This is a genomic window from Olsenella profusa DSM 13989 (genome assembly GCF_030811115.1).
In the GTDB taxonomy this organism is placed as follows: Bacteria; Actinomycetota; Coriobacteriia; order Coriobacteriales; family Atopobiaceae; genus Olsenella_F; species Olsenella_F profusa.
Genome location: NZ_JAUSQK010000001.1, coordinates 1215077 through 1239721, shown reverse-complemented (window position 1 = coordinate 1239721; position 24645 = coordinate 1215077). Strand labels below are relative to the sequence as shown.

At 63.3% G+C, this 24645-nt stretch carries 20 protein-coding genes; 4 read left to right on the top strand and 16 right to left on the bottom strand.

Annotated features, from left to right (window positions below; all coding sequences use genetic code 11):
• Window position 1: 1 nt before the first annotated feature.
• Window positions 2-589: a nitroreductase family protein gene (locus J2S71_RS05740; RefSeq protein WP_307389547.1), complete on the bottom strand. Its 588-nt coding sequence runs from the start codon at window positions 587-589 to the stop codon at window positions 2-4.
• Window positions 590-624: 35 nt separating this feature from the next.
• Entirely contained in the window at window positions 625-1416 is a 792-nt protein-coding gene (locus tag J2S71_RS05735; protein ID WP_021726527.1) for a Cof-type HAD-IIB family hydrolase, read from the bottom strand.
• A 314-nt stretch (window positions 1417-1730) separates the two neighbouring features.
• Between J2S71_RS05735 and nrdD the strand changes: the two genes are divergently transcribed.
• Together nrdD and nrdG are read left to right on the top strand one after the other, a co-directional pair.
• Window positions 1731-3953, top strand: a complete 2223-nt coding sequence (nrdD, locus tag J2S71_RS05730; protein ID WP_307389544.1) for an anaerobic ribonucleoside-triphosphate reductase — start codon at window positions 1731-1733, stop codon at window positions 3951-3953.
• A gap of 184 nt (window positions 3954-4137) precedes the next feature.
• Window positions 4138-4683 (top strand): anaerobic ribonucleoside-triphosphate reductase activating protein, encoded by a 546-nt coding sequence (nrdG, locus tag J2S71_RS05725; RefSeq protein ID WP_307389541.1) that lies wholly within the window; start codon window positions 4138-4140, stop codon window positions 4681-4683.
• Window positions 4684-4829: 146 nt separating this feature from the next.
• Here the strand turns inward: nrdG and J2S71_RS05720 are convergent, their stop codons facing one another.
• The gene (locus tag J2S71_RS05720; RefSeq protein WP_307389538.1) at window positions 4830-5639 is read right to left on the bottom strand and encodes a type III pantothenate kinase; all 810 of its coding nucleotides are present in this window, start codon (window positions 5637-5639) and stop codon (window positions 4830-4832) included.
• Window positions 5640-5790: 151 nt separating this feature from the next.
• Between J2S71_RS05720 and J2S71_RS05715 the strand changes: the two genes are divergently transcribed.
• Window positions 5791-7479 carry an OPT/YSL family transporter gene (locus J2S71_RS05715; protein WP_307389535.1) on the top strand — a complete coding sequence of 563 codons (1689 nt, stop codon included), beginning with the start codon at window positions 5791-5793 and terminating at the stop codon, window positions 7477-7479.
• Window positions 7480-7674: 195 nt separating this feature from the next.
• Here the strand turns inward: J2S71_RS05715 and J2S71_RS05710 are convergent, their stop codons facing one another.
• The 3 genes from J2S71_RS05710 to J2S71_RS05700 form a co-directional block, all read right to left on the bottom strand.
• Entirely contained in the window at window positions 7675-8130 is a 456-nt protein-coding gene (locus J2S71_RS05710) for a PTS sugar transporter subunit IIA (RefSeq protein WP_307389533.1), read from the bottom strand.
• Window positions 8131-8191: 61 nt separating this feature from the next.
• Window positions 8192-9463, bottom strand: a complete 1272-nt coding sequence (locus J2S71_RS05705) for a class II D-tagatose-bisphosphate aldolase non-catalytic subunit (RefSeq protein WP_307389530.1) — start codon at window positions 9461-9463, stop codon at window positions 8192-8194.
• 89 nt (window positions 9464-9552) lie between these two features.
• A complete protein-coding gene (locus J2S71_RS05700) occupies window positions 9553-10956 on the bottom strand; it encodes a PTS fructose transporter subunit IIC (RefSeq protein ID WP_307389528.1) in 1404 nt (467 codons plus the stop codon).
• 321 nt (window positions 10957-11277) lie between these two features.
• On the opposite strand from J2S71_RS05700, the gene J2S71_RS05695 reads away from it, so the two are divergent.
• Window positions 11278-12282, top strand: coding sequence for a LacI family DNA-binding transcriptional regulator (locus J2S71_RS05695; RefSeq protein ID WP_307389525.1), 1005 nt, complete (start codon window positions 11278-11280; stop codon window positions 12280-12282).
• A gap of 216 nt (window positions 12283-12498) precedes the next feature.
• Here the strand turns inward: J2S71_RS05695 and J2S71_RS05690 are convergent, their stop codons facing one another.
• From J2S71_RS05690 to allB, 10 genes are all read right to left on the bottom strand, one after another.
• Window positions 12499-13059, bottom strand: coding sequence for a family 1 glycosylhydrolase (locus tag J2S71_RS05690; RefSeq protein WP_307389522.1), 561 nt, complete (start codon window positions 13057-13059; stop codon window positions 12499-12501).
• Window positions 12954-13928, bottom strand: a complete 975-nt coding sequence (locus J2S71_RS05685; protein WP_307389520.1) for a glycoside hydrolase family 1 protein — start codon at window positions 13926-13928, stop codon at window positions 12954-12956. Before J2S71_RS05685 ends, J2S71_RS05690 begins: the two co-directional genes overlap by 106 nt.
• A gap of 2 nt (window positions 13929-13930) precedes the next feature.
• A complete protein-coding gene (locus J2S71_RS05680) occupies window positions 13931-14716 on the bottom strand; it encodes a PTS transporter subunit EIIC (protein ID WP_307389516.1) in 786 nt (261 codons plus the stop codon).
• A 227-nt stretch (window positions 14717-14943) separates the two neighbouring features.
• Window positions 14944-15996 carry an ureidoglycolate dehydrogenase gene (gene allD / locus J2S71_RS05675; protein ID WP_307389514.1) on the bottom strand — a complete coding sequence of 351 codons (1053 nt, stop codon included), beginning with the start codon at window positions 15994-15996 and terminating at the stop codon, window positions 14944-14946.
• 27 nt (window positions 15997-16023) lie between these two features.
• Complete coding sequence (gene arcC / locus J2S71_RS05670) at window positions 16024-16971, bottom strand: carbamate kinase (RefSeq protein WP_307389511.1); 948 nt, start codon at window positions 16969-16971, stop codon at window positions 16024-16026.
• Entirely contained in the window at window positions 16907-17854 is a 948-nt protein-coding gene (locus J2S71_RS05665; protein ID WP_307389509.1) for an oxamate carbamoyltransferase subunit AllH family protein, read from the bottom strand. Before J2S71_RS05665 ends, arcC begins: the two co-directional genes overlap by 65 nt.
• Window positions 17855-17867: 13 nt before the next feature.
• Window positions 17868-20867 (bottom strand): bifunctional FdrA/YlbE family protein, encoded by a 3000-nt coding sequence (locus J2S71_RS05660; protein WP_307389506.1) that lies wholly within the window; start codon window positions 20865-20867, stop codon window positions 17868-17870.
• A gap of 28 nt (window positions 20868-20895) precedes the next feature.
• On the bottom strand, window positions 20896-21687 hold the full coding sequence (gene allE / locus J2S71_RS05655) for a (S)-ureidoglycine aminohydrolase (protein WP_307389504.1): 792 nt from the start codon (window positions 21685-21687) through the stop codon (window positions 20896-20898).
• A gap of 258 nt (window positions 21688-21945) precedes the next feature.
• Complete coding sequence (locus J2S71_RS05650) at window positions 21946-23196, bottom strand: MFS transporter (RefSeq protein WP_307389502.1); 1251 nt, start codon at window positions 23194-23196, stop codon at window positions 21946-21948.
• Between the two features lie 83 nt (window positions 23197-23279).
• Window positions 23280-24644 (bottom strand): allantoinase AllB, encoded by a 1365-nt coding sequence (gene allB / locus J2S71_RS05645; protein ID WP_307389499.1) that lies wholly within the window; start codon window positions 24642-24644, stop codon window positions 23280-23282.
• Window position 24645 lies beyond the last annotated feature (1 nt).

Below are 24645 nucleotides of genomic sequence, written 5' to 3'. Positions count from 1 at the left end.
CCTAGGCTAGGAGCTCCTTCACGGAGAGCTTGGGCACATGGTGCACGTCGGCACCGTCGCGCCAATAGGCGACGTCGCCGCCCTGGGCATCATCCAACTCCACCGTCTCGGCAGGGTAGCCCAACGCCAGCAGCAACGCACAGGCCAGTCCCTGGCAGTCAAGACCCAGGCGCTCGTCAATCGTCGCATCGAAGCTCCTGATCATGCAGCCACCCATGCCGCGCGCCGTCGCCGCCAGCATGAGGGTCTGGGCGGCGATGCCCACGTCCACGAGGCGTATGGGGGTGGTGACCATCTGCCTGGGCACGCACACGGCGATGTAGGCGCAGGGACGCTCGCCCTCCTTCGGGCCCGCCCACTCCCGGTAGCGTGCCGCCCACCCATGGTGCGCGCAGCAGTAGGCCACGGCATCGGCATCCGTCACCAGGCGAAAGCGCAGCTGCTGCATGTTGTTGCCCGATGGGGCGAGACGGGCGGCCGCCACAAGCGCCAGCAGGTCGTCCCATGGGATGGGGCGACCTGGGTCAAAGCGGCGATAGCTGCGCGAGGCACGTGCCAGCTCCAAGAACTCGTCATATGCCATGGCCATGGGTGCTCCCTCCGTCATCATCCACCCATCTCAGCCTACAGCAGGCCCAGCTTCACACAGGCGCTGTAGATGCCATCGTGGTCGACGTCGCTCGTTACGAAGTCAGCCTGCTCCTTGACCTCGGGGTTGCCGTTGCCCATGGCCACGGAGGTACCCACCACGCCAAACATCGCGAGGTCGTTGCCGCCGTCACCAAAGGCGGCCGCCTCGTCGGCGTCAAGCCCGTAGCGCCTCAGCATGCGACGCACCGCCGCATGCTTGCCCCCATGGCGTGGAAAGGCGTCCACAAAGTGCGGCGACCAGCGCGTGAGCTTGAGATGCTCCGTGGCATCGGTCACCACGCCCGTCTCACCCGGATGCAGGAAGACGTTGAGCTGGTAGATGTCATTATGCAGCGCCTGGTGGATGTCGCCCTCCTGGAAGTGCTGGCCGGTGGCCTCCTCGATGGCGCACACGTCATCGTTGTGGCCGCTCACATAGCAGCGCCCCTTCTCCATGAAGAGACATTCGTAGAGACCCTGGTCAACCTGGTCCACCACGACCGCGATGTCTCCCTTGTCCATGAACTCGTCAAAGAAGACCTCGTCGCGCGTAAGGCAGAGCTGGCCGTTGAACAGGATGAAGGCCTCGAAGTTGTCGATGGATATCTCCTCCAGCTGATAGGGGGGACGCCCCGTTGCCAGGAAGCACATCACGCCCTTGCGCTTGAGCTCTGCAAGGGCCATGAGCGTCGTCTCCGGAACGCGGTGGTCCTTGAAGGAGAGAAGGGTTCCGTCAACGTCAAAGAAGATCGCCCGGATGGGGCGCGGGGTGTTCCAGATGGACATGGTGCTCCTTTGTCTGTGAGGGAACGTCACGCCCGCACACGCATGGCGTCCCCGATATCGATAGACTCATCATAATGTAGCCATTCGACGACCGCTCGCCGGAAATTCTCGTTTCCTGTGCTCTTGCCACACGCCGTTTGCAAACAGCGACGTAGGGCAGGGGGAGGTGGCAATTGTCGAAGAGAAAACACATTATCTAGTGGAAGATTCTCGTGCAAAACACTAGAAATTGTGTCATAGTGGATACCACCGTCAAGTATGTCTTCAGGAAAGCATCACCCACGACAACAAAACCTACCACCATGGGGGCACCAATGAAGATCATCAAGCGCAATGGTTCAGAGGTCACGTTTGACACCGAGAAGATCGTCAACGCCATCAAGGCCGCCAACGCCGAGGTGCCCGAGGGTGATCGTCTCACCAATCGCGAGATCAGGTTCGCCTCGCTCAACGTGGAGGACGAGTGCGCCTCCGCCGGCCACACCGTCACCGTGGAGGAGGTCCAGGACCTCGTCGAGGATCAGCTCATGGCCCTCGACCGCTTCGTGGTGGCCCGCAAGTACATCATCTATCGCTACCTGCAGAACCAGAAGCGCCGGAAGAACACCACGGATGACAAGATCCTCTCGCTGATCGAGTCCAACAACGAGGAGGTCAAGCAGGAGAACTCCAACAAGAACCCCACCGTGGTCTCCGTGCAGCGCGACTACATGGCCGGTGAGGTCTCCAAGGACCTCGCCTGCCGCCAGCTGCTGCCGCAGGACGTGGTGGAGGCCCACGACGCCGGCATCATCCACTTCCACGATGCGGACTACTATGCCCAGCACATGCACAACTGCGACCTCGTGAACCTCGAGGACATGCTGCAGAACGGCACCGTCATCTCCGGCACCATGATCGAGAAGCCGCACAGCTTCTCCACCGCCTGTAACATCGCCACGCAGATCATCGCACAGGTGGCCTCCTGCCAGTACGGCGGCCAGTCCATCAGCCTGGCGCACCTCGCCCCCTTCGTGGACGTGAGCCGCAAGAAGATCCGCCGCCAGGTGTACGCCGAGCTCGAGGCCATTGGCGCCACACCCGCCGTCGAAAAGATCGACCGGATCGTCGAGAGGCGCCTGCGCGACGAGGTGGCCCGCGGCGTCCAGACCATCCAGTACCAGGTGGTCACCCTCATGACCACCAACGGCCAAGCTCCCTTCATCACCGTGTTCATGTACCTCAACGAGGCCAGGAGCGAGCAGGAGAAGGCCGACCTCGCCCTCTGCATCGAGGAGATGCTCCGCCAGCGCTACCAGGGCGTCAAGAACGAGGCGGGAGTCTGGATCACACCCGCGTTTCCCAAGCTCATCTACGTGCTCGAGGAGGACAACACCCACGAGGGCGACCGGTACTTCTACCTCACCAAGCTCGCGGCAAAGTGCACCGCAAAGCGCATGGTCCCCGACTACATCTCCGAGAAGAAGATGCGCGAGTACAAGCTCTCCCGTGGAGAGACCGAAGGCGAGGGCGACGTGTACACCTGCATGGGCTGCCGCTCCTTCCTCACGCCCGACCGCTCCGGCAACGGCTATGACAACGTGGCCAACGCCGGCAACTGGGAGCCGGGCAAGCCCAAGTACTACGGACGCTTCAACCAGGGTGTCGTCACCATCAACCTGCCTGACGTGGCCCTCTCCTCCGAGGGCGACAGGGACGAGTTCTGGCGTGTGTTCGACGAGCGCCTCGAGCTCTGCCACAGGGCCCTGCGCTGCCGTCATGACCGCCTGGTGGGCACCACATCCGACGCCGCGCCCATCCTGTGGCAGTACGGTGCGCTGGCTCGCCTGAAGAAGGGCGAGATCATCGACAGGCTCCTCTATGGTGGCTACTCCACCATCAGCCTGGGCTATGCCGGCCTGTACGAGTGCGTCAAGTACATGACGGGCCACAGCCACACCGATAAGGAGGCGACGCCCTTCGCCCTCTCCGTCATGCAGCACATGAACGACAGGTGCGCCGAGTGGAAGGCGGCCGAGAACATCGACTACTCCCTCTATGGCACGCCGCTGGAGTCCACCACCTACAAGTTCGCGCGCTGCCTGCAGAAGCGCTTCGGTGTGGTCAAGGGCATCACGGACCACGGCTACATCACCAACAGCTACCACGTGAACGTTCGCGAGGACATCGACGCCTTCACCAAGCTCAAGTTCGAGTCCGAGTTCCAGCGCCTCTCCCCCGGCGGGGCCATCTCCTACGTCGAGGTGCCCAACATGCAGGACAACCTCGAGGCCGTCATCCGCGTCATGCAGTACATCTACGACAACATCATGTATGCCGAGCTCAACACCAAGAGCGACTACTGCCAGGTGTGCGGCTACGACGGCGAGATCCAGATCGCCGAGGATGATGGCAAGCTCGTGTGGGAGTGCCCGCACTGCCACAACCGCGACCAGTCCAAGATGAACGTCGCCCGCAGGACCTGCGGCTACATCGGGACCCAGTACTGGAACCAGGGACGCACCGAGGAGATCAAGGATCGCGTGCTGCACCTGTAGGCCTGCCCGGACGGCCCCCTTCCGCACTCAGACAGCTCGCGTGGCGAGAACTCGTGCGGGCGGGGGCCGTCCCTTATACCTTCGGGAGACGTGGGCCAACCTCCTCCGTACCCCCTGGCATTCCCTGACGGGAACAACTATGGAACGCCCACATATGCGGGCGTTCCATGTATGGGAGACAGTCGTGAACTACGCCAGCATCAAGTACTGCGACATCGCGAACGGCGCGGGCGTGCGCACGTCGCTCTTCGTCTCGGGCTGTCGCCTGCACTGCAAGGGGTGCTTCAACAACGGCGCCTGGTCGTTCCTCGCGGGGGAGCCCTTCACGACCGAGGTGGAGGATCGCGTCGTCGAGTCGCTCGCTCCGGCCTACGTGGACGGCCTCACCGTGCTGGGCGGCGAGCCGACCGAGCCCGAGAACGCCCAGGCGCTGGCCCCCTTCCTCGAGCGCGTGCGCGCGGCCCATCCCCAGAAGGGCATCTGGCTCTACTCCGGCCGTACCTGGGAGGAGCTCACGGGTTCCGGAAGCCATGCCAGCGAGGACATGCGGCGCATCCTGCGGACGCTCGACGTGCTGGTGGATGGCCCCTTCGTGCAGGAGCTGCATGACATCGCGCTGCGCTTCAAGGGCTCCTCCAACCAGCGCATCATCGACGTGCCCGCCAGCCTCGCGGCAAGTGAGGTGGTGCTCTGGAGTGACGACCCGCTGTTCGAGACGCACGAGATGTGAGCCAAGCTAGGGCGGCAACCGTAGACAAGAGCGCCCTCGCCCTGGCCGCGCCGCTCTTCGCCATCATCTGGACCGGGACCTACCCCATGCGCCGCATACAGGCATCGCGGCAGGGCGAAGTGGATGACGATGCTCGTTAGCCGCCCCTACCTCCGCGCGTTGAGCAGATAGAGCTGGTGCAGCCCCCGGAGGGCGAGCGTTGCGTCCACGATCACGTCATGCGAGACGAGCTTGGCCACGCGCGTGGCCCCCTCCCCCGTCAGCACGATGGGCGCATCCTCCCCCAGCTCGGCAAACACGCGGTCGAGCAGGCCATCGATGCGCGCGACCTCTCCAAGCACCACGCCCGAGAGCATGGCCTCGCGCGTGGAGCGGCCGATGGCCGCCTCGGGCACCGCCAGCTCGATCATGGGCAGCCGCGCCGCGCGCTGGCTGAGCGACTGTGCCCCCGCCGCCAGCCCCGGCGCGATGAGGCCACCCAGGAAGGAGCCGTCCCGTCCCACCACCTCCAGGTTGAGCGTGGTCCCCAGGTCGACGGCGATCACGGGCGTCCCATGGCGCTCACGCGCCGCCACGGCGTCGGCAATGCGATCGGGGCCGATCTCCGAGGGATCGCGATAGCGCATCGGAAGCCCGGTCCTGAGACCTGGACCCACCACATACGGGCGACATCGCCCGAGAAGCCCCAGGGCACGCTCCCACACATCGGACAGTGCTGGCACCACGCAGGAGAGAATCGCGCCCATGACCTCTCCGGTGGGTGGTTCCCCCATGACCTGCCTCATGCGAAGCGCCACCTCGTCCACCGTCAGGCGCTGGGGAGTCGAGAGCTCCCAGGTGCACGTGGGCTCGTCGGAGGCATGTCCGCCGCCCTCGAACAGCCCCAGCGACGTCGTGGTGTTGCCCACGTCAACCGCCAGCACGACACCTGTGGTCACGTTCTGTGCCCCTGCCATGTTCGTCCCCCTCGCCTGGTGGATGGCGCTCGCATCCTCTACACTGTAGCCGTTCGCTGGACTCGTCCCGTCCTGCGGACGTCCGGTAACCCGACTCCTCGCCACGCACGGGCGCTGGCATCAGGGGGAGCGGATATACGAAGGAGCAGCTATGGACGAACCGCGTGGCGCGCGTCTGCGCGACGAGCTCAGCATGCCTGGGTTCGTCATCGGCATCGTGGGGTGTGTCATCCTCACGGCTGCATCGGCCTACACGGCCCTCAAGCTGGGGTCTCTCCCCTGGCCCACCATCTTCACCTCCATCACGGCGCTGCTGGTGCTGCGCGCCTGCGGGCGCCACAGCGTGACCGAGGCCAATGTCACCCAAATCGTGATGTCTGCCGGCTCCATGGTGGCGGGCGGCCTCGCCTTCACCATACCGGGGGCATGGATGCTGGGGCTCTCGGATGGCATAGGCTGGATGCAGATGCTCATGGTGGCAGTCGCAGGCACCCTGTTGGGCCTGGTATGCACCATGCTGATCCGCAGGCGCTTCGTGGACAACTCGGACCTTGAGTATCCCATAGGCACCGCCGCTGCCGAGACTCTCAAGGCAGCCCGCGAGGGTGGCTCCACGGGGCGGAGGCTCTTCGCGTCCATGGGGATCGCCGGTGCCTGGGCGGTGCTCCGTGACGGGATGCACCTCCTGCCGGCACGCCTCTTCGCCCTCGATATCCCGGGGGTGGCGTTTGGCCTCAACAACTCGCCCATGTGGCTCTCCATGGGCTTTCTCGTGGGCTTTGTGCCCGTATCGTTCTGGCTTGCCTCGGCACTGTTCGCAAATTTTGGGCTTGTCGTGGGTGCGAGCAGCCTGGGCCTGTGGAGCGTGGAGGCCGCCGGCGGCATCGTACGCAGCCTGGGCATGGGTCTCATGATGGGAGCAGGCCTGGGAGTCGTCGTGAAGGATGTGCTGTACCGCCTGGTCATCACACGACTACTCGGATCGCGCAGGATGGGCGGCTCGGACCCCGAAGGTAGGAACGATTGGACGGGCGACATCAAGGGACACCGAGACATCGGGATGCTTGCGCTTCTTGTGGCCGCAGCCACCCTCATCGTGGGGGTGGGACTGGGACTCGGCCCCGTGCCGACCGTACTCATCGTGCTGCTCTCGTTCGTGACCACCACCATGAGCGCACAGTCCGTGGGACAGACGGGCGTGGACCCCATGGAGGTCTTCGGCCTCATCGTGCTGCTCTGCGTGGCGACGGTCTCCAGCCTGTCCCAGGTCGGCCTCTTCCTTGTGGCAGGCATCATCACGGTGACCTGCGGACTTGCCGGTGACGTGATGGCCGACTTCAAGACCGGGGCGCTGCTGGGCAACAACCCACGCGTGCTATGGAAGGCGCAGGCCCTCGGCGCCACCGTTGGTGTGTTCGTCTCTGTGGCCACCATGGTCGCCATACGGACCGCCTATGGAGCCGATGCGTTTGGCCTGGGCAAGGAGTTTGTCTCGACCCAAGCAAGCGTGGTGGCGACAATGGTGACGGGCGTGCCCAGCGTGCCAGCGTTTGCCATGGGACTGGCGAGCGGCGTCGTGCTCTACTGCATGGGGCTTCCCGCCATCATGATGGGCCTCGGTGTCTATCTGCCCTTCTACATGAGCGTGCCCGCGTTCCTGGGAGGCCTGGTCAAGCTCGTCCTTGATGGGCATGCACGGCACAGGTCGCAGGCAGGTGACGAGCGGGCCGACGATGTGCCGCAGGGGGATGGCATCGTTGTGGCATCCGGCGTGCTCGGCGGCGAGTCCATCGTGGGTGTCGTCATCGCGCTCGCCACGATCCTCGGCGGCATGGGGTAGCATCGCATCTGTCTGACGAGTCGTTCGCAATCCTCAGGGGAGTCGTTCACATTTTTCGGGCCGATGTCGCTGCTCCACAAGTACCCGCACCTCCTCTACCTGTAGCGTTATAAGAGAGGAGCCGTCCGCTTTTGCGAACGACCCCCGAAGCGTTGAATCAAGATTGCATACGACTCCCGCGATGGACGGACGAGGCTACCGCTCCAACTCGGTGTTGATGGCATCAGCGACAAACGTGGCGTCATCCCCCTCGCACAACAGCTTCTTGAACCCATCGTCCATCAGCAGCACCGCCGTCTTCGAGAGCAGGCGCAGGTGCTTCGTGCCTGCCTCTTGGCCAGGGACCAGGAGCGCCATGGCGATGTCGACGGACTCGTCGTCGAGGGAGGGCCACGCGAGCTTCCGGTCGTTCTTGAAGACGATGACCGTCGCCCGCTTCACGGCATCGGTCTTGCGGTGGGGAATGGCAAACCCCTCGACCATGTCCGTCTGGTCGACCTCCTCTCGCGCGAGGAAGCCGGCGTACACCTCGTAGGCGTCGTCGGCGGCAGCCAAGGCGATGGGGTAGTCCGAGATGATGCGCAGGGTCTCCTCCCCGGTTGCCGTCTGCTGGTGCAGCAGCACGTTTCGTTCCGTGACGGATCGTTCCATGACGTCTTTCCCCCCTGTGCTACGCCTCGCATGGGTATCCACCCACCGGCACCGACGGGACCTACAGCACGTCCTTGATGCGCGTGGTCACACCCGTGAGGTTGAGGCCCACGACATGCTGCCTGAGGGGGCGCTTGATGTGCTCGATCACGAAGCGCTGGCCATCGATGCCCTGCGCCGCGAGGTTCCGATAGAGCGTGGCAAGCTCCTCCTTGACCTCCGGGTCATCGAAGGCATAGTGGCCGGAGATGTCCAGGATCTGGAGGGACAGCTCCTCGTCCTTGAGAATGTCGTCCACCTGCAGGTTGACGTCGCCGCCGCACATCCACTTGCGCCAGCGCTCCGTCTTGATCGCCTTGACCAGCAGCACATGGCGCAGGTCGGAGGGATCGCCGCAGAGGTTGTTGTCAACAAGCAGCTGTTCCACGTCACAGAGCTTGAGGTAGGCGCGCGTCTCCTCGGTGCCGTACTGGGGAGCCACGTTGGAGGCGGTCACGTGGGCGGGGATGTGCTCGAGCAGGGTCACGTCATCCAGATAGTCGGCGTTGTGCTCCTTGAGGCCCACGCCATAGCGCTTGGCCATGTCGGCCAGCTCGCGGGCGTTCCGGTAGTTGTAGTGGCCCACCTGCTCGGTCAGGCGCGTGAGGGTGCCCGTCTGTCCCACGATGAAGGTGGGCATGGGGCAGCCACACCTCTCGAGCTCGGGCTTGAGCTGGGAGATGAACTCCTCGTACGTGTCCGTCGTGGTCAGGCCACCGTTGGTCTCCTCAGTGCCCACCTCATAGGCAACCTCGGGCAGGTTGTGCTCGTAACGGTACCTCTCGAGGTAGTCGATGAGGTCGACGGTGCGCCGCAGCACGACCTTTAGGGGGATGACCTTGCCGGTCTGGTAGGGATCCTTGGTGGGGTCCACCATCAGGAGGTCGAAGCCCGCCTCCATGTCGGCAACGAAGGACCTGCGGGCGATCTCCATGGCCGCGTCCTCGGACAGGTGCGCGTTGCGCTCCTCGTCACGCTGCCACGGACCGCCGTGGTCACGACACAGGTAGTACGGGCCATCGTAGCCCACCTCGTCAGCGGCCTTCCTGATGTCTGCCGCAAAGCGCCTCTGGTCCCAGTGGTTGACGTAGCCCGCACCCAGCTCGTCCATGTCCACCTGGTTGCGCGAGGCAATGAACATCAGGGGGAAGTCCTCGTCGCGGGCGAGCTCGAACGCCGCCTGCAGCAGGTTGGGCGACATGGGGCCGATGCCGATCATCGTGGCATGGTCACCCGAATCCTGAAGCTTGAGCATTCCCCGCACCGCTTGCTTGATTGAAAGCCTGCCAGGCATGGCAGCCCCCTTCCCCATCGCCTTGGGCGACGGATTGCTGTTGGACGAACACGGGATGAACGGAACCGTCAGGCTGGAATCACTCGCCCTCACCGTTCCTGCAGCCTTGGCTTCATGGCAACCAGAACTGCCGCACCGATCAGCGCGCCAATCACGATGTCCAGGCAGAACAGAGGGATGTTGCTGGTGGCGAGGGCGACGATGAAGCCACCGTGGGGCACGTAGCATTCGATGCCCTGCAGCGCCGCCAGCCCTGCACCGACGGCGGAGCCAATCATGATGCCGGGAAGCGTGCGCCCGAGATCCTTGACGGCAAAGGGAATGGCGCCCTCGGTGATGCCGATGCAGCCCATGAAGATGGCGGAGACGCCCATCTGACGATCCGCGTCATCAAACTTGGTGCGCGCGACGAGCGAGGCGATGCCACAGGCGATGGGAGGCACCGCGACGGCGACACGGAACATGCCGTTAGGAGCGTACACGCCCGTCGTCATGAGTGCCATCGTGAAGGTGGAGGCGGTCTTGTTGACGGGACCGCCCATGTCGAACGCGGTCATGAGGCCAATGACCAGGCCGAGCGCCACCGCCGAACCGCCCTGCAGGCTGCCGAGCACGTCCGTGAGCCACACCATGACGACGCTCAGAGGACCCGCAAGCACGTAGATGTACAGCAGGCCAAGGACCAGCGAGGTGAGGATGGGGATGATCAGGATGGGCATGATGGTGCGGACGGTGTCGTTCGTCCTCCACGTCTTCATCCAGCGGACGAAGTAGCCCGTCACGACGGCCATGATCATGGCGCCCAGAAAGCCCGTGGAGACGTTGGTCTCACCCACGGGCACGGGGTTGTTGACCAGGTAGCCCAGGACGAAGCCCGGGGCGAGGGCAGGCTTGCCGGCAATCGAGTAGGCGATGTAGGCGGCCAGCACGGGGATCATCATGCTGATGCCCGCCATGCCGATGAGGTTGAGGTTCTGCATGAAGGGGTTGGTGACCTCCATGCCAGAGCTGCCCGCCTGGCCCGATGCCAGCGAGAACGCCAGGAACACGCCACCGATGACGACGACCGGGATGAAGTACGACACACCGGTGTTGAACGCGTTCAGGAGGTCGCGCCCCATGTTGGCGAAGATGCCCTGCCGTACCCCATCGGACGTCTCGACCTCGGCGGCCGCCTCGGCCAAGGCAACCGCCTGGTCGACGGCGACCGAGGCGTCAGAGATGACCTCCGCGGTGCCCACCTTGAGGAAGCGGCCCCTCCCCCGCATGCCCTCGAAGCGGTCGTCTCCCTCTATGCCAACGTCAATGGCATGCAGGACGACGTCCGCCCCATCGACCTCGTCCTGCGTGAGCTCGTTCTCGATGCCCAGGCCGCCCTGGGCCTCCACCTTGCAGTCTATCCCGCGCCGTGCGCACTCCTTCTCGATGGCCTTCTTTGCCAGATAGGTATGTGCGATGCCAACGGTGCACGCGCATACGGCAACAAGTCTCATGTTCCCCTCCCCTACGAGCAGTGCGATCACACACTGACGCGCGTCCGGATCGAGTGGCAGCCATTGCCAAACGCTTGGTCGTTCGATGCCTATCTTGAATTGGATGGAGACGTCTATCAATATTTATTCTGTATATGTCTTTGTTATCCAGAATTTTGTATTTTAGTTAAACGATTGACATATTCTGCACGCTCGTGAATCACAAAGTGATATGAATGTCAACAGAAAGATGGGAGCATCGGTGACTGGGCATAACCACAGGGGAGCCCTACGTTCCTGCCGCTATCATTGCTCCCATGCCAGCACATTGGAGGGATTGCCATGGATGGCCAGCGCGTGACCATACGAGACGTGGCGCGCGCGGCGCATACCTCCACCGCAACCGTCTCCCATTATCTCAATGGGAAGTTCGACCGCATGAGCCAAGGCACGCGCAGGACCGTCGAGCAGGCCATCCAAGAGCTCGGCTATGTGCCGAATGCACAGGCGCGCATGCTCGGGAACGTCAAGTCGGGGGTCATCGCCGTGCTCCTCGAGGACAACACCAATGCATGGGCCGGACGATTCGTCTCGGGCTTTGAGACCGAGGCATATGGACGCGGCTTTCAGACCGTCGTCTGTGACACGCACTTTGATCCTCAGGTGGAGCATGACTATGTCGAGAAGATGCTCTCGCTCGGGGTTGACGGGTTTGCCATACAGCCGACGAAGCGCTACCGCGCCATCAACGAGCGCATCAAGCGGGCGCGAAAGCCCGTGGTCTTCTATGACTTCAACCTCATCGACCTGACGAGCACCTGGGTGAAGACGGACCTCTACGGTGGCGTCTATGACGTCACCAGCTCATGCATCGCCAAGGGATACGAGGAGTTCGTGGTGCTGGCAGCGAATGTCGAGGAGATGCGCACCCGTTCCGAGCGCCTGCGGGGGCTGTCTGACGCGCTGGAGGAACACGGACGCCCCTTCCGGCATATCGCCATCTCCCATCAGGCGCCATCCCTCACCGAGCTGCGGCATCAGTTCGAATACACCCTCAACCCGTCCAGAAGAACCCTCGTCTTCTGCATGCACCAATGGGCCCTCGCCCGTACCTATGAGGCACTCCTCTCCATGCGCCAGCTCATTCCGGAGCGGGTCGGCCTCCTGGGGCTCAACAATGCCGAGTGGACCCGCCTCGCATCCCCCTCCATATCCACATTGGTCGAGCCCGTCGAGGAGGAAGGGAAACTGGCCTGCACGATGCTCGCGCAGCTGATCGCCGGAGAGCAGGCTCCGCAACAGCGCATCCTGCCCTGTGCGGTCAACTGGCTCGAGTCAACGAGATAGGAGCGCCGCCTGAGGTAGGCAACCCTCCCGGGAGTCGTTCGCAATCCTCTCGGGAGTCGTTCGCGATTTTGGGCTGACTTTTCCGCTCCAAAAAGTAGCTGCAGCTCCTTTACCTGCAACTTTACGAAGAGGGGTCATCCGAGTTTGCGAACGACTCCCCAAACGCTGGCTCAAGATTGCATACGACTCCCCCCTGCCACGGGAACCACCGGGGCGCTATGGGAGCACGTCCCTCCCCTGGGACGCAATGACCCTCTGATACCAGTAGAAGCTGTCCTTGAGCGTCCTCGCAAGGCTGCCCTCTCCCCCATTGTCCCGATCGACGTAGACGAAGCCATAGCGCTTGCGAAAGCCCTGGTGCGAGCTCAGCAGGTCAGTGAACGACCAGGGCGAGTAGCCCATGAGTTCCACACCGTCGCCCAGGGCCAGCGCGCAGGCCTCGATATGCCGCCGCAGGTAGTCGATGTGATAGGGATCGTGCACGGAGCCATCGGGCGCGACCTCGTCCGCCATGCCCAGGCCGTCCTCGGTGACGATCATGGGCACGTGGTAGCGAGCATGGTAGTCGTTGGGCACGATGCGTAGGCCCATCGGGTCGATCTGTGCCCCATACTCGCTTGCCGCGAGGCTCTCGTTCCTCTCGTCACGACACCAGCCATACTGGTCGAAGTCTATCTCGTTGCCGCGGAAGGCCCTGGAGCCGGCCGGATGGTCACCATCAGCAGGAAGGTGGCTCGCGCACAGCGTGCGGTAGTAGTTGACGGCCAGATAGTCCATGCCACCCTCGGCAAGCGTCTGGCCGTCCCCCTGAAGGTGCGCGGCACAATGCCACGTTCCCTCAAATAGCGCAGGTAGAGGCCATCGTAGTGGCCAGACTGGTACATGTTGGGCGCATAGACGCTCTTGAGATGATCGTTCATGCGCGCCGCCCATACGTCCTCGGGGCGGTTGGTCAGGGGATACGTGCATGTGGACGAGATGGCAGGGCCCACCTGGCCCCCCGGAACCAGCTCATGGCAGGCACGGTACACCAGGGTGTGCGCCAGGAACATGTGATAGTCCATCTGGGCACGCAGGCGAGCCGCCTCAAGGGGATCGGGGCTGTCGATGTTCATCCGCGCGTCGACGCGCACCATGAGATTCTGCTCGTTGATGGTCTGCCAATACCTCACCCGGTCGCCAAAGTGCTCGAAGCAGATGCGCGCATACCGCTCGAAGGCAAGGGCGCAGCGGCGGTCGGCCCAGCCGTCGTACTTCTCGACCAGGGCGTAGGGCAAATCGAAGTGGTACAGCGTCATGAACGGCTGTATCCCATGCCCAAGGAGGCAGTCTATGACCTGGTCATAGACGGCAAGGCCCGCGGGGTTCACCGCTCCGTCACCCGTGGGCACGATGCGCGCCCACGCGATGGAGAAGCGGTACGCCTTGAGCCCCAGCTGCGTCATGAGCTCGATGTCCTCGCGCCAACGATGATAGGGGTCGCTGGCGATCCTGGTGTCGGCCTGCCGGTCGGAGCGCTTGAAGGAGTCGACGTCGGCGACGGTCATGCCCTTGCCATCCTCGTCCCATACCCCCTCCACCTGAAAGGCAGAGGACGATGCGCCCCACAGGGAGCCTTGGGGAAAGCTCGCGCCCATACCGTCCATGCCTAGACCTCCATCCCCTCGTCGGTGAGCTCCTCAAAGCCCACGACGGCCGTGAGGGCTGCGGCGCCAAAGAACGCAACGGCGCATCCGACCAGGTAGAACACGAACTGTGCGATACCAAAGGAGGCGTACGTGAAGATGGTCAGCACACCGTTGGTGGCGAAGGCGTCGCCAAAGACGTTGCCGAAGCCCATGATGGCCCCACCCACGGCACCAGCTATGATGGCGCAGGCCATGGGCCACTTGAAGCGCAGGTTGCAGCCGTAGATGGCAGGCTCGGTGATGCCCACGAGCACGGCGGAGATCATGACGGACAGGGAGACGCCCCTCATCTCCTCGCTCTTGGTCTTGAGCCACACACCGGGGGCTGCACCGCCCTGCGCGAAGTTGGCGGCGCCCGCAAAGGCGAGCAGGATGGGAATGACGGATTCGGTGTAGCTGAAGACCTTGGTGGACTCGCCGATCGTCCACGTCGCCTTGACGCCGGGGATGCCATAGATCGTCGTCGCCGTTCCCACATCCTGGATGGGCTTGTCGACCTGCGGATAGCGGAGGAAGGCCCCGAGGACCATGGCGATGATCTCGTTGCACCTGAGCGCCTTGGCCGCCGTATAGCCCAGGAAGATGGGCAGGAAGTAGAAGATGACCTGGCCGGCGGCATACAGCAGCACATAGGTGTCGTTGGTGGTGATGTCGATGCCCCGCTGCTTGAAGATCAGCGAGACGGCCGTGAGGACGCCCTTGACGAGGCCAGCCGCCGCGATGGCGGGCATGAGGGGCGTGAACATCCTGGCGACGGTCGAGAGGATCCTGTCGCCCCAGCCGCGGTAGTCCCGTACCGTGGGGGCACCGGAGCCGTCCTTCTCCGTGCCGTGCGTCAGGAGGGGTCGAGCAGGGGCATCAGCGCCTCGAACACCCTGGACACCTTGGCACCCATGACCACCTGAAAACAGGCATTCCCGTGAGTGCCGGTGCCCGTGGCACACGTCTCGGAATCCTCCTGCCTGCCTGTGCCCTACTCGGCGAAACGGTTCCTGTGGTCCCAGCTGTGGATGTAGAGCTTGTCGGAGATGAGGTAGTCATAGATGTCGTCCACGACCTCGATGCCACCCACTGCATCGCACTTGGCCTTGCGGATGAGCGCCCGCTCGCCAGGATAGTAGACCTTGTCGAAGCCCGGGCCCGGCCTCACGGCAGCCAGCTCATCCAGAGTCTGGGACATATGGCGCTTGAACTCGTCCAGGCCGCAGAAGCGGGACGGGTCGATCACGATGTGGAGATGGCCCAGGTTCCTGCCCTCAGACAGGTCGTGGTACATCGAGGAGACGTTCTTGCCGGAGGGCATGCCCAGAAGGATGCCGGAGAGGATGTCGACGACCATCATCAGGCCGTAGCCCTTGGGACCCGCAATGGCACGCAGGGCATTGACCTTGTGGGGGTCGGTCGTCGGCTTGCCATCCGCATCGACGGCCCAGTCATCGGGGATGGGGCGACCGGCGCTCTTGGCATCGAGGATCTTCCCCCATGCCTGCACCGTCGTCGCCATGTCGAAGTTCACGAAGCGCTCGTCTGCCGTCGGAGCGCCGAAGGCGATCGGATTCGTGCCATAGAAGGGTTCCGCGCCACCATACGGAATGACCATCGGGTCGGACTGACACATCGTGAGACAGCAGAGGTCGCTCTTCGCTGCCATCTCGGTGTAGTATCCCAAGGCTCCCGAGTGGGAGATGTTCTTCACGCCCACGACGCCGAGGCCATGCTCCCGTGCGAGCTCCATGGCCTTCTTGAGGCCTAGGATCGCAAAGGGATAGCCGCAGCCATTGTCCGCATCGAGGATGCCCGAGCAGGGACCCGTCTGCTCCCAGTCCCATCTTGGGTCTATCGTGATACCACCCTTGGAGATGCGCTCGGCGTAGTACTCGACACGCACCTCTCCGTGGCTGTGAAGACCCCGTTCGCTCGACCAGGTGAGCACCTCTGCCATCTCGTCAGCATGCCCCTCATGGAGGCCTGCCACCATGAACTTCCCCTTCATGAGCCGCTTGAGCTCCTCACGTGCAACGAGCATGTCAGGTCCTTTCTCTCAAGATGGTGACTATCGTACGATACGGGTGCCGGCGCCCTGACTCAGGTCACGCAGGCGACCGAGCGAGGTGATCGTGGCCGCGCGACCCGCACCGGACTCGACGAAGCGGATGCAGGCCTCGACCTTGGGAAGCATGCTCCCCTGTGGGAACTGGCCCTCATCGATGTAGCGCTCAAGCTCCGGAACGGAGACCTCGCCCAAGGCACGCTGGGTCGGCCTGTTGAAGTCGATGCAGACATTGTCCACGCCCGTGCAGATCACGAGATTGTCTGCATCCACGATCTCAGCGAGCTTCTCTGCCGTGAGATCCTTGTCGATGACACCCTCGACGCCGCGGAAGCCGTCTTCGGTCTCGACGACCGGGATGCCGCCGCCTCCGACGCAGACCACGATGTCGCCACGCTTGACAAGCGCCGGGACGCAGGCGGAGCCGGGCACGTCGAGCGGTTGGGGCGAGGGCACGACCTTACGCCAGCCACGGCCTGCGTCCTCTATGTAGGTGCAGCCATCAATCGCCGCCTGTGCCTTTGCGTCCTCCTCGGTGAGGAAGGGACCTATCGGCTTGGTCGGGTGCCTGAAGGCCGGATCGTCCGCCGCAACCGACGTCGTTGTCATGAGCACGTCGACCCTGTGGTCGAGGCCCGCCCGCTTGAGCTCGGTCTTGAGTGCCAGCACGGTCCAGTAGCCGATCGATCCCTGCGTCATTGCGACACAGGTGTCGAGCGGCATGGCGGGGCTCCTGGCAGAGGAGCCCGTCTCCTGCTGCAGGAGCAGGTTTCCCACCTGGGGGCCATTGCCGTGTGTGATGACTATCTCCTTGCCCTCCCGAACCAGGGGGACGATGTGGGCGCAGGTCCTCTGAAGCGCCCTGATCTGCGCCTCTGCCGAGGGGTCATCCGTCAGGATGGCATTGCCGCCGAGGGCGATCACGATGCGCTCGGGGTGCGTCGTAGGCATGGGCTCCTCCGTTCTTGCCGATGACGGTGTGACGCCAGAGGCTGTTGCCCCATCCCCACAAGGAGGGGGAGGGGGCCCGACGTGCGAATGCGGCATAGAGACCAAGAAGCATATCGTCCCCCGAGGTATGGCCGTAGGACCTGGCCCCCGCAAGGGCACCCTCGAGCGGCCTCCCTTCCTGTGCCGCCTCAAGAAGCTCGAGAAATCCCTCGTTGCAGGTACCTTCGAGCATCGCCGCCAGGTAGGCCTCGCTTACGGGCGTGGTGTGCCGGATGAGGAGCATGCGCTGGAGCGCACCTGCAAAGGCGGCAAGGTCCCCTTCGTCCCCCCGGGCACGAAGGCCCAGGCCAAAACCGGAGAGGATGTCATCTCCCGAGGGGGTGAGGCCCAGCCCCCGGCCAAGAAGCCAGAAGATGGCATCCTCCCTGGCGGCCTCCCCCACTGCCAGACCCCGCAGGGCAGCAAGCAGGCTTGTGTCGATGGCGAGCCCTGGGGAAAGTGGGGGATCAGCGTGCGCGACGGCCGAAGCCACGCGCCTGCGCCCCTCCGGGGAGAGTTGGGACGTGAGGGAGAGGCGGACCGTCTCCAGCTCCGTCCAGACAAGGCGCAGGAGCGGACGGCTGCCACGTGTCAGGAAGAGTCCCCGCGAGGTTATGCGCACCTCATCACCGATACGGGCCCGGTCAAGAAGCAGGCCGGTCTGTCCTTGGGGGAGCTGGAGGCCAATGCAGGAGAGGGGCCTGTCATGCCCGCCGACGTAGAAGAGCCGACCCTGATCGGGCTGGACGTCCATTCCATGGGCAAAGGCCTGCACGACCACGCCGGCAAGCGAATCCCCCCCTAGGGGGACAAGGGAGGAGGAGATTCGCGCCTGTGTCCCCATGGCTGTCCCCTGCCTACTCGATGCCATGCTTTGCCGCATAGGCCTCGAGCGCCTTGGTGAAGCAGCCCATGGGGGCAAGGACCGTACCGGCACCGATCTGGCCAAGGCCGGCCCTCTTGTTCGCAATGCCGGTATTGATGGTCGGCGTGATGCCGGTCGCCACGACCTTGCGGATGTCGATGCCGAGGTTCGTGCCCTTGAAGTCCCAGGTAGGAATCGTCCAATTGGGATTGTGGGCGATGCAGATCCTCTCGCCCTCCTTGGAATAGCGGATGGCGTCCTCGAAGCCACCGGCACCGACGAAGCGGGTGACGCCCGGGGCGGCGATCATCGCCATCGCACCCACACCGACGGTCTCAGTGATGGCGGAGTCGCCGATGTCGGGATTCGCATCTTCGGCAGAGTAGCCGGTGAAGTAGAGGCCCTGGGGCGTGTTGACGGGCGCACAGAACCACTCGTCCCCCATGCCGGCAATCCTGATGCCAAAGCTCTCGCCGTTTCTCGCCATCGTCGTGACGACGCAGCCATGCTCGTACTTGCGGGCGTAGTCCACCATCGACTTGCCCGCCGCCATCATGATGTTCAGGAAGAACTGGTCGGTGTCGGCAAGGAACTGGATGACGTCCTGCTTCTCTCCCTGGTCCCAATCAAGCACGGTGATGAGCGGTGCGACAGTCTTGAGGAAGACAAGGGACGCGGCGATGTTGCGCTGGTGAAACTCGTCTCCCATCGTGATGGCCTTGGCGATCATAGGATTGATGTTGAGGCCGCCTGGAACCGAGCAGATCGCCGCCGAGAGCACGGGGGCAAGGACGTCCGCCATCCAGTGCAGACGGTCGATGACCTCCTGGTCGTAGGCACCAAAGCGCAGGACCTTGCCGATTCCCTCGTTCATGGTGCAGAAGCCCACGGTGCCGTCGACCTTGTTCACGACCTTGAGCACCGCCATGCCACCCGTCGTGATGCCACCCATGGGACCGACGGCGTGCGCGGAGTGGCAGGGCTTGAAGGCAACCTCCCCGGATTCGAGGAGCCTTCGGGCATCTTCCTCGCTGTCTGCCCAGCCCTCGAAGAGGACGGCGCCAACGCAGGAACCCTGCATGGGGTCGGACATGTGGGTGTACTCGATCGGGGGACCCGCATGAAGGATGACCCTGCCCGCAAGCTCGGGAATCTCGCCCTTGGCAGGCACCACATCCACGAGGAAGGGCTGCGAGTCACGCAAGCGGCCAATCACGACGTCGTTTGCCTCGTCGATCTCCTCCTCGTGTTCGCTGAGCCCCTGAAGGAGATGGATCAGGTGCCTGTCGCCGCCAGCCATAGGCTTCCAGCTGTACTGGACGGACCTCGCACCGCAGGCACGCAGGGAGTCATTGAAGGACTCGACACCCACATTGATGATGCGAGGCTTGGCATCGAGAAGCTCGCGTACGGACTCGGAGGGCTCGGGAACTGGATCCTTGCAGCTCGGCTCATAGGGGACGGAAGTGCGGTCCGCCTCGATGAGGTGGACGCCCTTGAGCTCCAGGGCATAGCGGACGGCACGGGCGTTGGAGGTCTCCATATGGACACCCACGGCACGGAGTTCCGCAAAGGATTTCTGGTAGTCCTGCGGATCTGCCTCGGTACCGGTGACCGAGCCCACGAAGTGAAGTTCGCGGCCTTCCTTGCGGGCGACGGAGAGCTCTTCGCGAATCACGGGAGCCAGGGCCCCCGCCATGTCAGGATGGCAGCCATAGCCAAGCATCACGTCGAAGAGGATGACGCCGGCACGCGGACTGCGGGCGTACTTCCGGATGTGGTCGATGCGGACATCGGGGTCGATCATGGGGTGCGGACGACCCTGGGTATAGACGTCGTCGCCGAGGTCGATCACGTCGTAGCCACTCGCATGGAGGATGTAGCCGTCCTCCTTCACGACGCCACCGAGGTCCAGCGCCTCGGAGACGAGCATGCCTGCCTCATTCGCCAGGGTGCCGCCCGAATAGAGGCCGACCACGGTCCTGCCCTCGGGGAGTGGGTCCTTGCACGTAAAGCCGAGCGGCTCGAGGTAGTTCCTCTTGACCGGCCTTCCCTCTGCGAGGTCGACCGCGATCCTGGCTGTCTCCTCGAGGGTGTGGGCCAGATAGACCCTGCCGAGATGGTGCTCCGGCCTCTCACCCAGAAATATGGCCACGACTGGCTTGGTGCAGCGCTCAAGGAGGTCAACCACCCTGTCACGGACCTCCCGCGCGGGTGGCTTGGAGATGACGCAGATGACCTTGACCTCCCTATCATGCTCGAGGGCAGAGATGCCATCCATGACGGTGATGGCGCCCACGGCGCCGGAAAGGTCGCGCCCGCCCGTGCCGATGGCATGGGTCACGCCTTCGCCCAGGCGGTCGATGATGCAGGTGACCTCCTGGATGCCCGTGCCGGAGGCGCCCACGATGCCGATGCGGCCGGGCCTGACCACGTTCGTGAAGGCGATGGGAGTCGAGCTGATGATGCCGGTGCCGCAATCGGGACCCATGAGCATGAGGCCCTTCTCATGTGCCTTCCGCTTCAGGCTCGCCTCGTCGGCGAGGCTGATGTTGTCCGTGAACGAGAAGACGTTGAGACCGAGGTCGAGGGCATGCCCGATCTCGGGCGCGGTGTACTCGCCCGGCGTGGAGAAGAGGGCGAGGTTTGCGTCGGGCATGGCCCCAAGGGCCTCGTCCCAGCTCTCCACCTCGGCGAGCTGGGAGGCATCCCCCCTCACGGAAAGGTCAGAGAGGAAGCGCTCGGTCTCGGCCAGGACCTCACCCACCGTCTCCTCGCGCTCGGAGTCGACGACGATGACCATGTCGGAGGGTGAGGCTGCCGCCGCCTCGTCGGTCAGGAGGCCCGCACCCTCGAGGATGTCCTTGTTGGCATCGGTGCCCATCATGATCTGACTCTTCGTGACACCGGGCAGCGCATTGAGCGCATTGGTGAGCAGCATCAGGTTGATGGAGTCCTGGTAGCTGTTCCTCTTGATGACGGTACTCAGCATGGGCAATCCCCACTCAATCGGAGCGACCTCAGAGCTCAGGGTCGCGGTTGCAGTCCTTGGAGTAGATGTAGGCGAACTCCTCTCCACGGCCCATGGCGTAGCAGGCCTGGGGCACATAGGAATCCATGTAGAGGTAGTCGCCCTTCTTGATGGGCACCCACTTGTCGCCTAGGACGTACATGCCCTCGCCGGAGTAGACGTAGGCGCCGTGCTCCTGGTAGTGAGTCTCGATGTAGCCATGGCAGGCACCCGGCTTGAAGGAGAGGATGTGCATGTTCATGTCGAAGCCGAGGTCATTTGCGGAGGGCAGGAAGTCCTTGCAGCGGACGTCCGTCATGCCCTCGTAATCGGCCCAGTCCACATCGTTGATGTTCGCGAGGACCGTGTGGGCCTCATGGCCCTCAAGCGGCTCGTAGACGCGCTTGTAGAGAAAGCAGAAGGCGTCCTCGTCGCCAACGTTCTTGAAGGTGAGCCTGGTGCCGGCGGGGCAGAAGATGTAACCGCCATCGGTGACGGTCTCTCGCCTCTCTTCGTTGCCAATCTCCATATGTCCGTTGAAGACATAGAGGAACACCTCGACGCCCTCGGTGCCAAAGCCGGCCTCACAGCCACCGCCGGCGTGGACGGTCACGACGTAGTCGACGAACGACGCCCCGAGACGGGGGGACCCGAGGATGGTGGTGTCACAGTCCACAAAGCCCGGGATCACGTTCTTGACGATGCCGTCAGGCTCGATGAGGGCCCAGGCGCCCTTGTGCACCTCGGAACGGGTCTCGAGAATATCCTTGCGGTAGCCAGTAACGTTATTGATGTAGCTCATGAGATTCTCCTCGGCTCGGATGCCTGGATACCCTATCCAGGCGTTTCGCAGAATGAATGTCCCCTATCCTTCGTGGCAAGTCCATAGTACGTGTCTACCTAGCTGGGTGACTTATCTCCTATGGATAAGATTATGGATTCTTTTCCGCCCCAAGCTATCCTTGTCTGACAGGCACGCCGGAGCTGCCGCAGGCACTCTGTCGCTGCAGAGGGGATTCGCGAGACCCCTACTCCTGTCGTGCCCTCGGCTGGGGACACATCATCGGCGGATCGTAGAGACCGCTCCCGTACCGTGACGGCCGATCGCCAGGAAGGAAGCCGTGAAGACGACCACGATAACGATAGCGAGGTAGTAGCCATAGACGCTCGAGCCGAAGGAGTCGGTCAGAGATCCGGTCACTGCCGGCGCAAAGACCGAAGCGCTCATGCCGGAGAAATTGAAGACGCCAAAGGTCGTCGTGACGCTACCCTTCGGGGCGAAGTCCCCGAGCCAGCTGATGATGATAGGCTCGACCGTGAGCTTACCCAGAAGCCCATAGAGCACGATGGAGGCGACTATCAGGGGCCTCGGGAAGGGCTGCACCATCAGGAAGAGGGTGATGGCGGCAGCGGCCTGGAGAAGGACGATGAGCGCGACCTTACTCTGTGGTATCCTATCGGCAAGCCGGCTGAGGACGAGTGCTCCCGGTATGCTCGCAAAGAAGACGAGCGAGCTCACGATGCCCGTGAAGGAGTTGGCAAAGCCTCGCTCGGTCTCGAGGAAGTTCGGGAGCCAGGTGCTGATCAGATAGTACGCATAGAGCGCCGAGAAGTAGACGATGTAGGCGGCGACCATCTGGGGACGGAAGAGTCTCCTCAGGCCCCCGACGCGTCCTGTCTCCTCCCCTTCGGCGAGTTCCTCCTCTTCCGCATCGATCTCGCAGATGCGCCCCGGCAGAGCCCGTGCAAAGACGAGGGCCATGATGAGGGCAAGGAACCCCGTGAAGGCGACTAGCGCCTGCCAGGAGACGATGTGCGTCCCCACAAGGAGGCTCGCCGAGACAAGTCCTACGCCTGAGCCGATAGCGGTGCCACTGTTCACGATTGCGGTGGCAAGGCTCTTCTTGTCCTTCGGGACGAAGACGTTCGTGATCGTATAGGCAATGCCGTAGAAGGTGCCACAACCTGCACCCGAGATGATGGACCCTACATAGAGCACAGGGAGCGTGGTCGCTGTCGCCATGACGGCAACGCCCGCCATGAAGACGATGAAGCCGGGCACGATGACCTGTCTCATGCCAAAATGGTCGACCAGGATGCCCGAGGGTATCTGCATCACCACGTAGCCCAAGAAATAGAGGCTCGAAATGGCACCGAGCTGCGTGTTGCTGACACCGCCGAAGAAGTCGCTCAGAACCGGGTAGATTGGCGTGAACATCATCCGGGATATCCAGATGACGACCCAACCCAGCGCCAGGACGATAACAAGGCGCTTCCAGCTAGAGGCAGCAGGCTTTGCGGATGATGACATATCGAAACTCTCCTTGGCCTTGCAAGGCCGGGGCCCCAAGAGCCCCGGCCTTGGTGGAACAGGTTCTCAGACCGTCTGTCAGACTACACGAGGATGAATGTTCCGTCGTGGGAGGAGGTCACGCCCCCCTCGAGGCTATAGGTGGTCGTGCCGCGTAGAATGGTGCGAACTACCTGGCAGCCGATCGTACGACCGATCCAAGGGCTGATCTTGTTGCGATACTCCAGGTCCTCGGCCTTCAGGGTATGGGGAGAGTTCGGCTTGATGAGGCAAAGGTCGGCATCCTTGCCCACCGTGATGCGCCCCTTTTGCGTGAGCCCGAAGCGGTCGGCCGCGTCCGCCGCCATGACTTGAGCAAAGCGTTCGAGGCTCATGCCACGCTTCTGGACGCCCTCGTCGAACATGACGTCCATGCAGGTCTGGATGCTCGAGACACCACCCCAGGCATCGAAGGGGTTCGCCTTGTCCTTAAGGTCAGGCGTGCAAGGCGAGTGGTCGGAGACGACCATCGAGAGTCCACCATCGAACAAGTGCCTCCAAAGCCCCTCCTGCTCGGCCTTGTCACGAATCGGTGGCGTACATTTGGTCGTGGCACCGATCGCATCGAGCTCGTCAGTCGTGAAGTAGAGATAGTGCGGGCAGGTTTCGCAGGTCACATCGACCCCCTCTTCGCGGGCACGAATAACCTCCTCGACCGCCTCGAAGCAGGTGCAGTGGCAGATGTTGATGCGGCATCCCGTCACCTTGGCAAAGAAGATGGCACGGCGCACCGCCTCCACCTCAGTGAGGACTGGACGGGATTCCACGAACTCCTTGAGCGTGTGGGCGCCTGCTGCGACTGCCCTCTCCCCCAGGGTATCGGTGACCGCAGCATTCTCGCAGTGTATGCTCAGCACCTTGCCAGTCTTCGCAATCTGCCGCATGCCCTCGTAGAGGGAGTAGTCGTCGACATTCTGGAAGTCACCCTCGATGCTACGGTCGCCACAGGTGGCAAGGAAGCACTTGTATCCGCAGACGCCGCCCTCATCAAGCTCTTGGATGCCACCGCCGAGGTTGAAGGGAACCAAGCCTCCGAGCGAAGCGTCGTCCACGCGGAGTTGATTCTTGCCGGAGTCATACTTGGCCTGAAGCGATGACCCGTCGGTCGTGGAGGGGATCTGGTTTAGCGGCATCTCGACGATTGTGGTGATGCCTCCCTTGGCACAGGCCGCCGTGCCCGTCTCATAGCCCTCCCACTCATCGCGGTAGCCACCACCCATGCTCGTGATATGGGCGTGCCCGTCGACCATGCCCGGCGAGACGACCAGCCCACTGGCGTCGATGGTCTCGGCACCCGCAAGGTCTTGGCCAATCTGGGAGATCTTCCCATCCTTCACGGCGACGTCGCAGATGACCTCACCGCCCTCGAGGATGACCGTACCATGCCTGATAACACAATCATTAGTCATG

Bases quoted from the DNA above. Each gene is read 5' to 3' on its own strand.
- J2S71_RS05660 (WP_307389506.1), bottom strand. From the start codon at position 20,867: ATGCTGAGTACCGTCATCAAGAGGAACAGCTACCAGGACTCCATCAAC.
- J2S71_RS05695 (WP_307389525.1), top strand. From the start codon at position 11,278: ATGGATGGCCAGCGCGTGACCATACGAGACGTGGCGCGCGCGGCGCAT.
- J2S71_RS05690 (WP_307389522.1), bottom strand. From the start codon at position 13,059: ATGGACTATCTGGCCGTCAACTACTACCGCACGCTGTGCGCGAGCCAC.
- J2S71_RS05700 (WP_307389528.1), bottom strand. From the start codon at position 10,956: ATGAGACTTGTTGCCGTATGCGCGTGCACCGTTGGCATCGCACATACC.
- allD (WP_307389514.1), bottom strand. From the start codon at position 15,996: ATGCTCGTTGCACGTGAGGAGCTCAAGCGGCTCATGAAGGGGAAGTTC.
- J2S71_RS05720 (WP_307389538.1), bottom strand. From the start codon at position 5,639: ATGGCAGGGGCACAGAACGTGACCACAGGTGTCGTGCTGGCGGTTGAC.
- J2S71_RS05715 (WP_307389535.1), top strand. From the start codon at position 5,791: ATGGACGAACCGCGTGGCGCGCGTCTGCGCGACGAGCTCAGCATGCCT.
- allB (WP_307389499.1), bottom strand. From the start codon at position 24,644: ATGACTAATGATTGTGTTATCAGGCATGGTACGGTCATCCTCGAGGGC.
- J2S71_RS05740 (WP_307389547.1), bottom strand. From the start codon at position 589: ATGGCCATGGCATATGACGAGTTCTTGGAGCTGGCACGTGCCTCGCGC.
- J2S71_RS05705 (WP_307389530.1), bottom strand. From the start codon at position 9,463: ATGCCTGGCAGGCTTTCAATCAAGCAAGCGGTGCGGGGAATGCTCAAG.
- J2S71_RS05710 (WP_307389533.1), bottom strand. From the start codon at position 8,130: ATGGAACGATCCGTCACGGAACGAAACGTGCTGCTGCACCAGCAGACG.
- allE (WP_307389504.1), bottom strand. From the start codon at position 21,687: ATGAGCTACATCAATAACGTTACTGGCTACCGCAAGGATATTCTCGAG.
- nrdD (WP_307389544.1), top strand. From the start codon at position 1,731: ATGAAGATCATCAAGCGCAATGGTTCAGAGGTCACGTTTGACACCGAG.
- J2S71_RS05735 (WP_021726527.1), bottom strand. From the start codon at position 1,416: ATGTCCATCTGGAACACCCCGCGCCCCATCCGGGCGATCTTCTTTGAC.
- J2S71_RS05665 (WP_307389509.1), bottom strand. From the start codon at position 17,854: ATGGGGACACAGGCGCGAATCTCCTCCTCCCTTGTCCCCCTAGGGGGG.
- arcC (WP_307389511.1), bottom strand. From the start codon at position 16,971: ATGCCTACGACGCACCCCGAGCGCATCGTGATCGCCCTCGGCGGCAAT.
- J2S71_RS05680 (WP_307389516.1), bottom strand. From the start codon at position 14,716: ATGTTCACGCCCCTCATGCCCGCCATCGCGGCGGCTGGCCTCGTCAAG.
- J2S71_RS05685 (WP_307389520.1), bottom strand. From the start codon at position 13,928: ATGGACGGTATGGGCGCGAGCTTTCCCCAAGGCTCCCTGTGGGGCGCA.
- J2S71_RS05650 (WP_307389502.1), bottom strand. From the start codon at position 23,196: ATGTCATCATCCGCAAAGCCTGCTGCCTCTAGCTGGAAGCGCCTTGTT.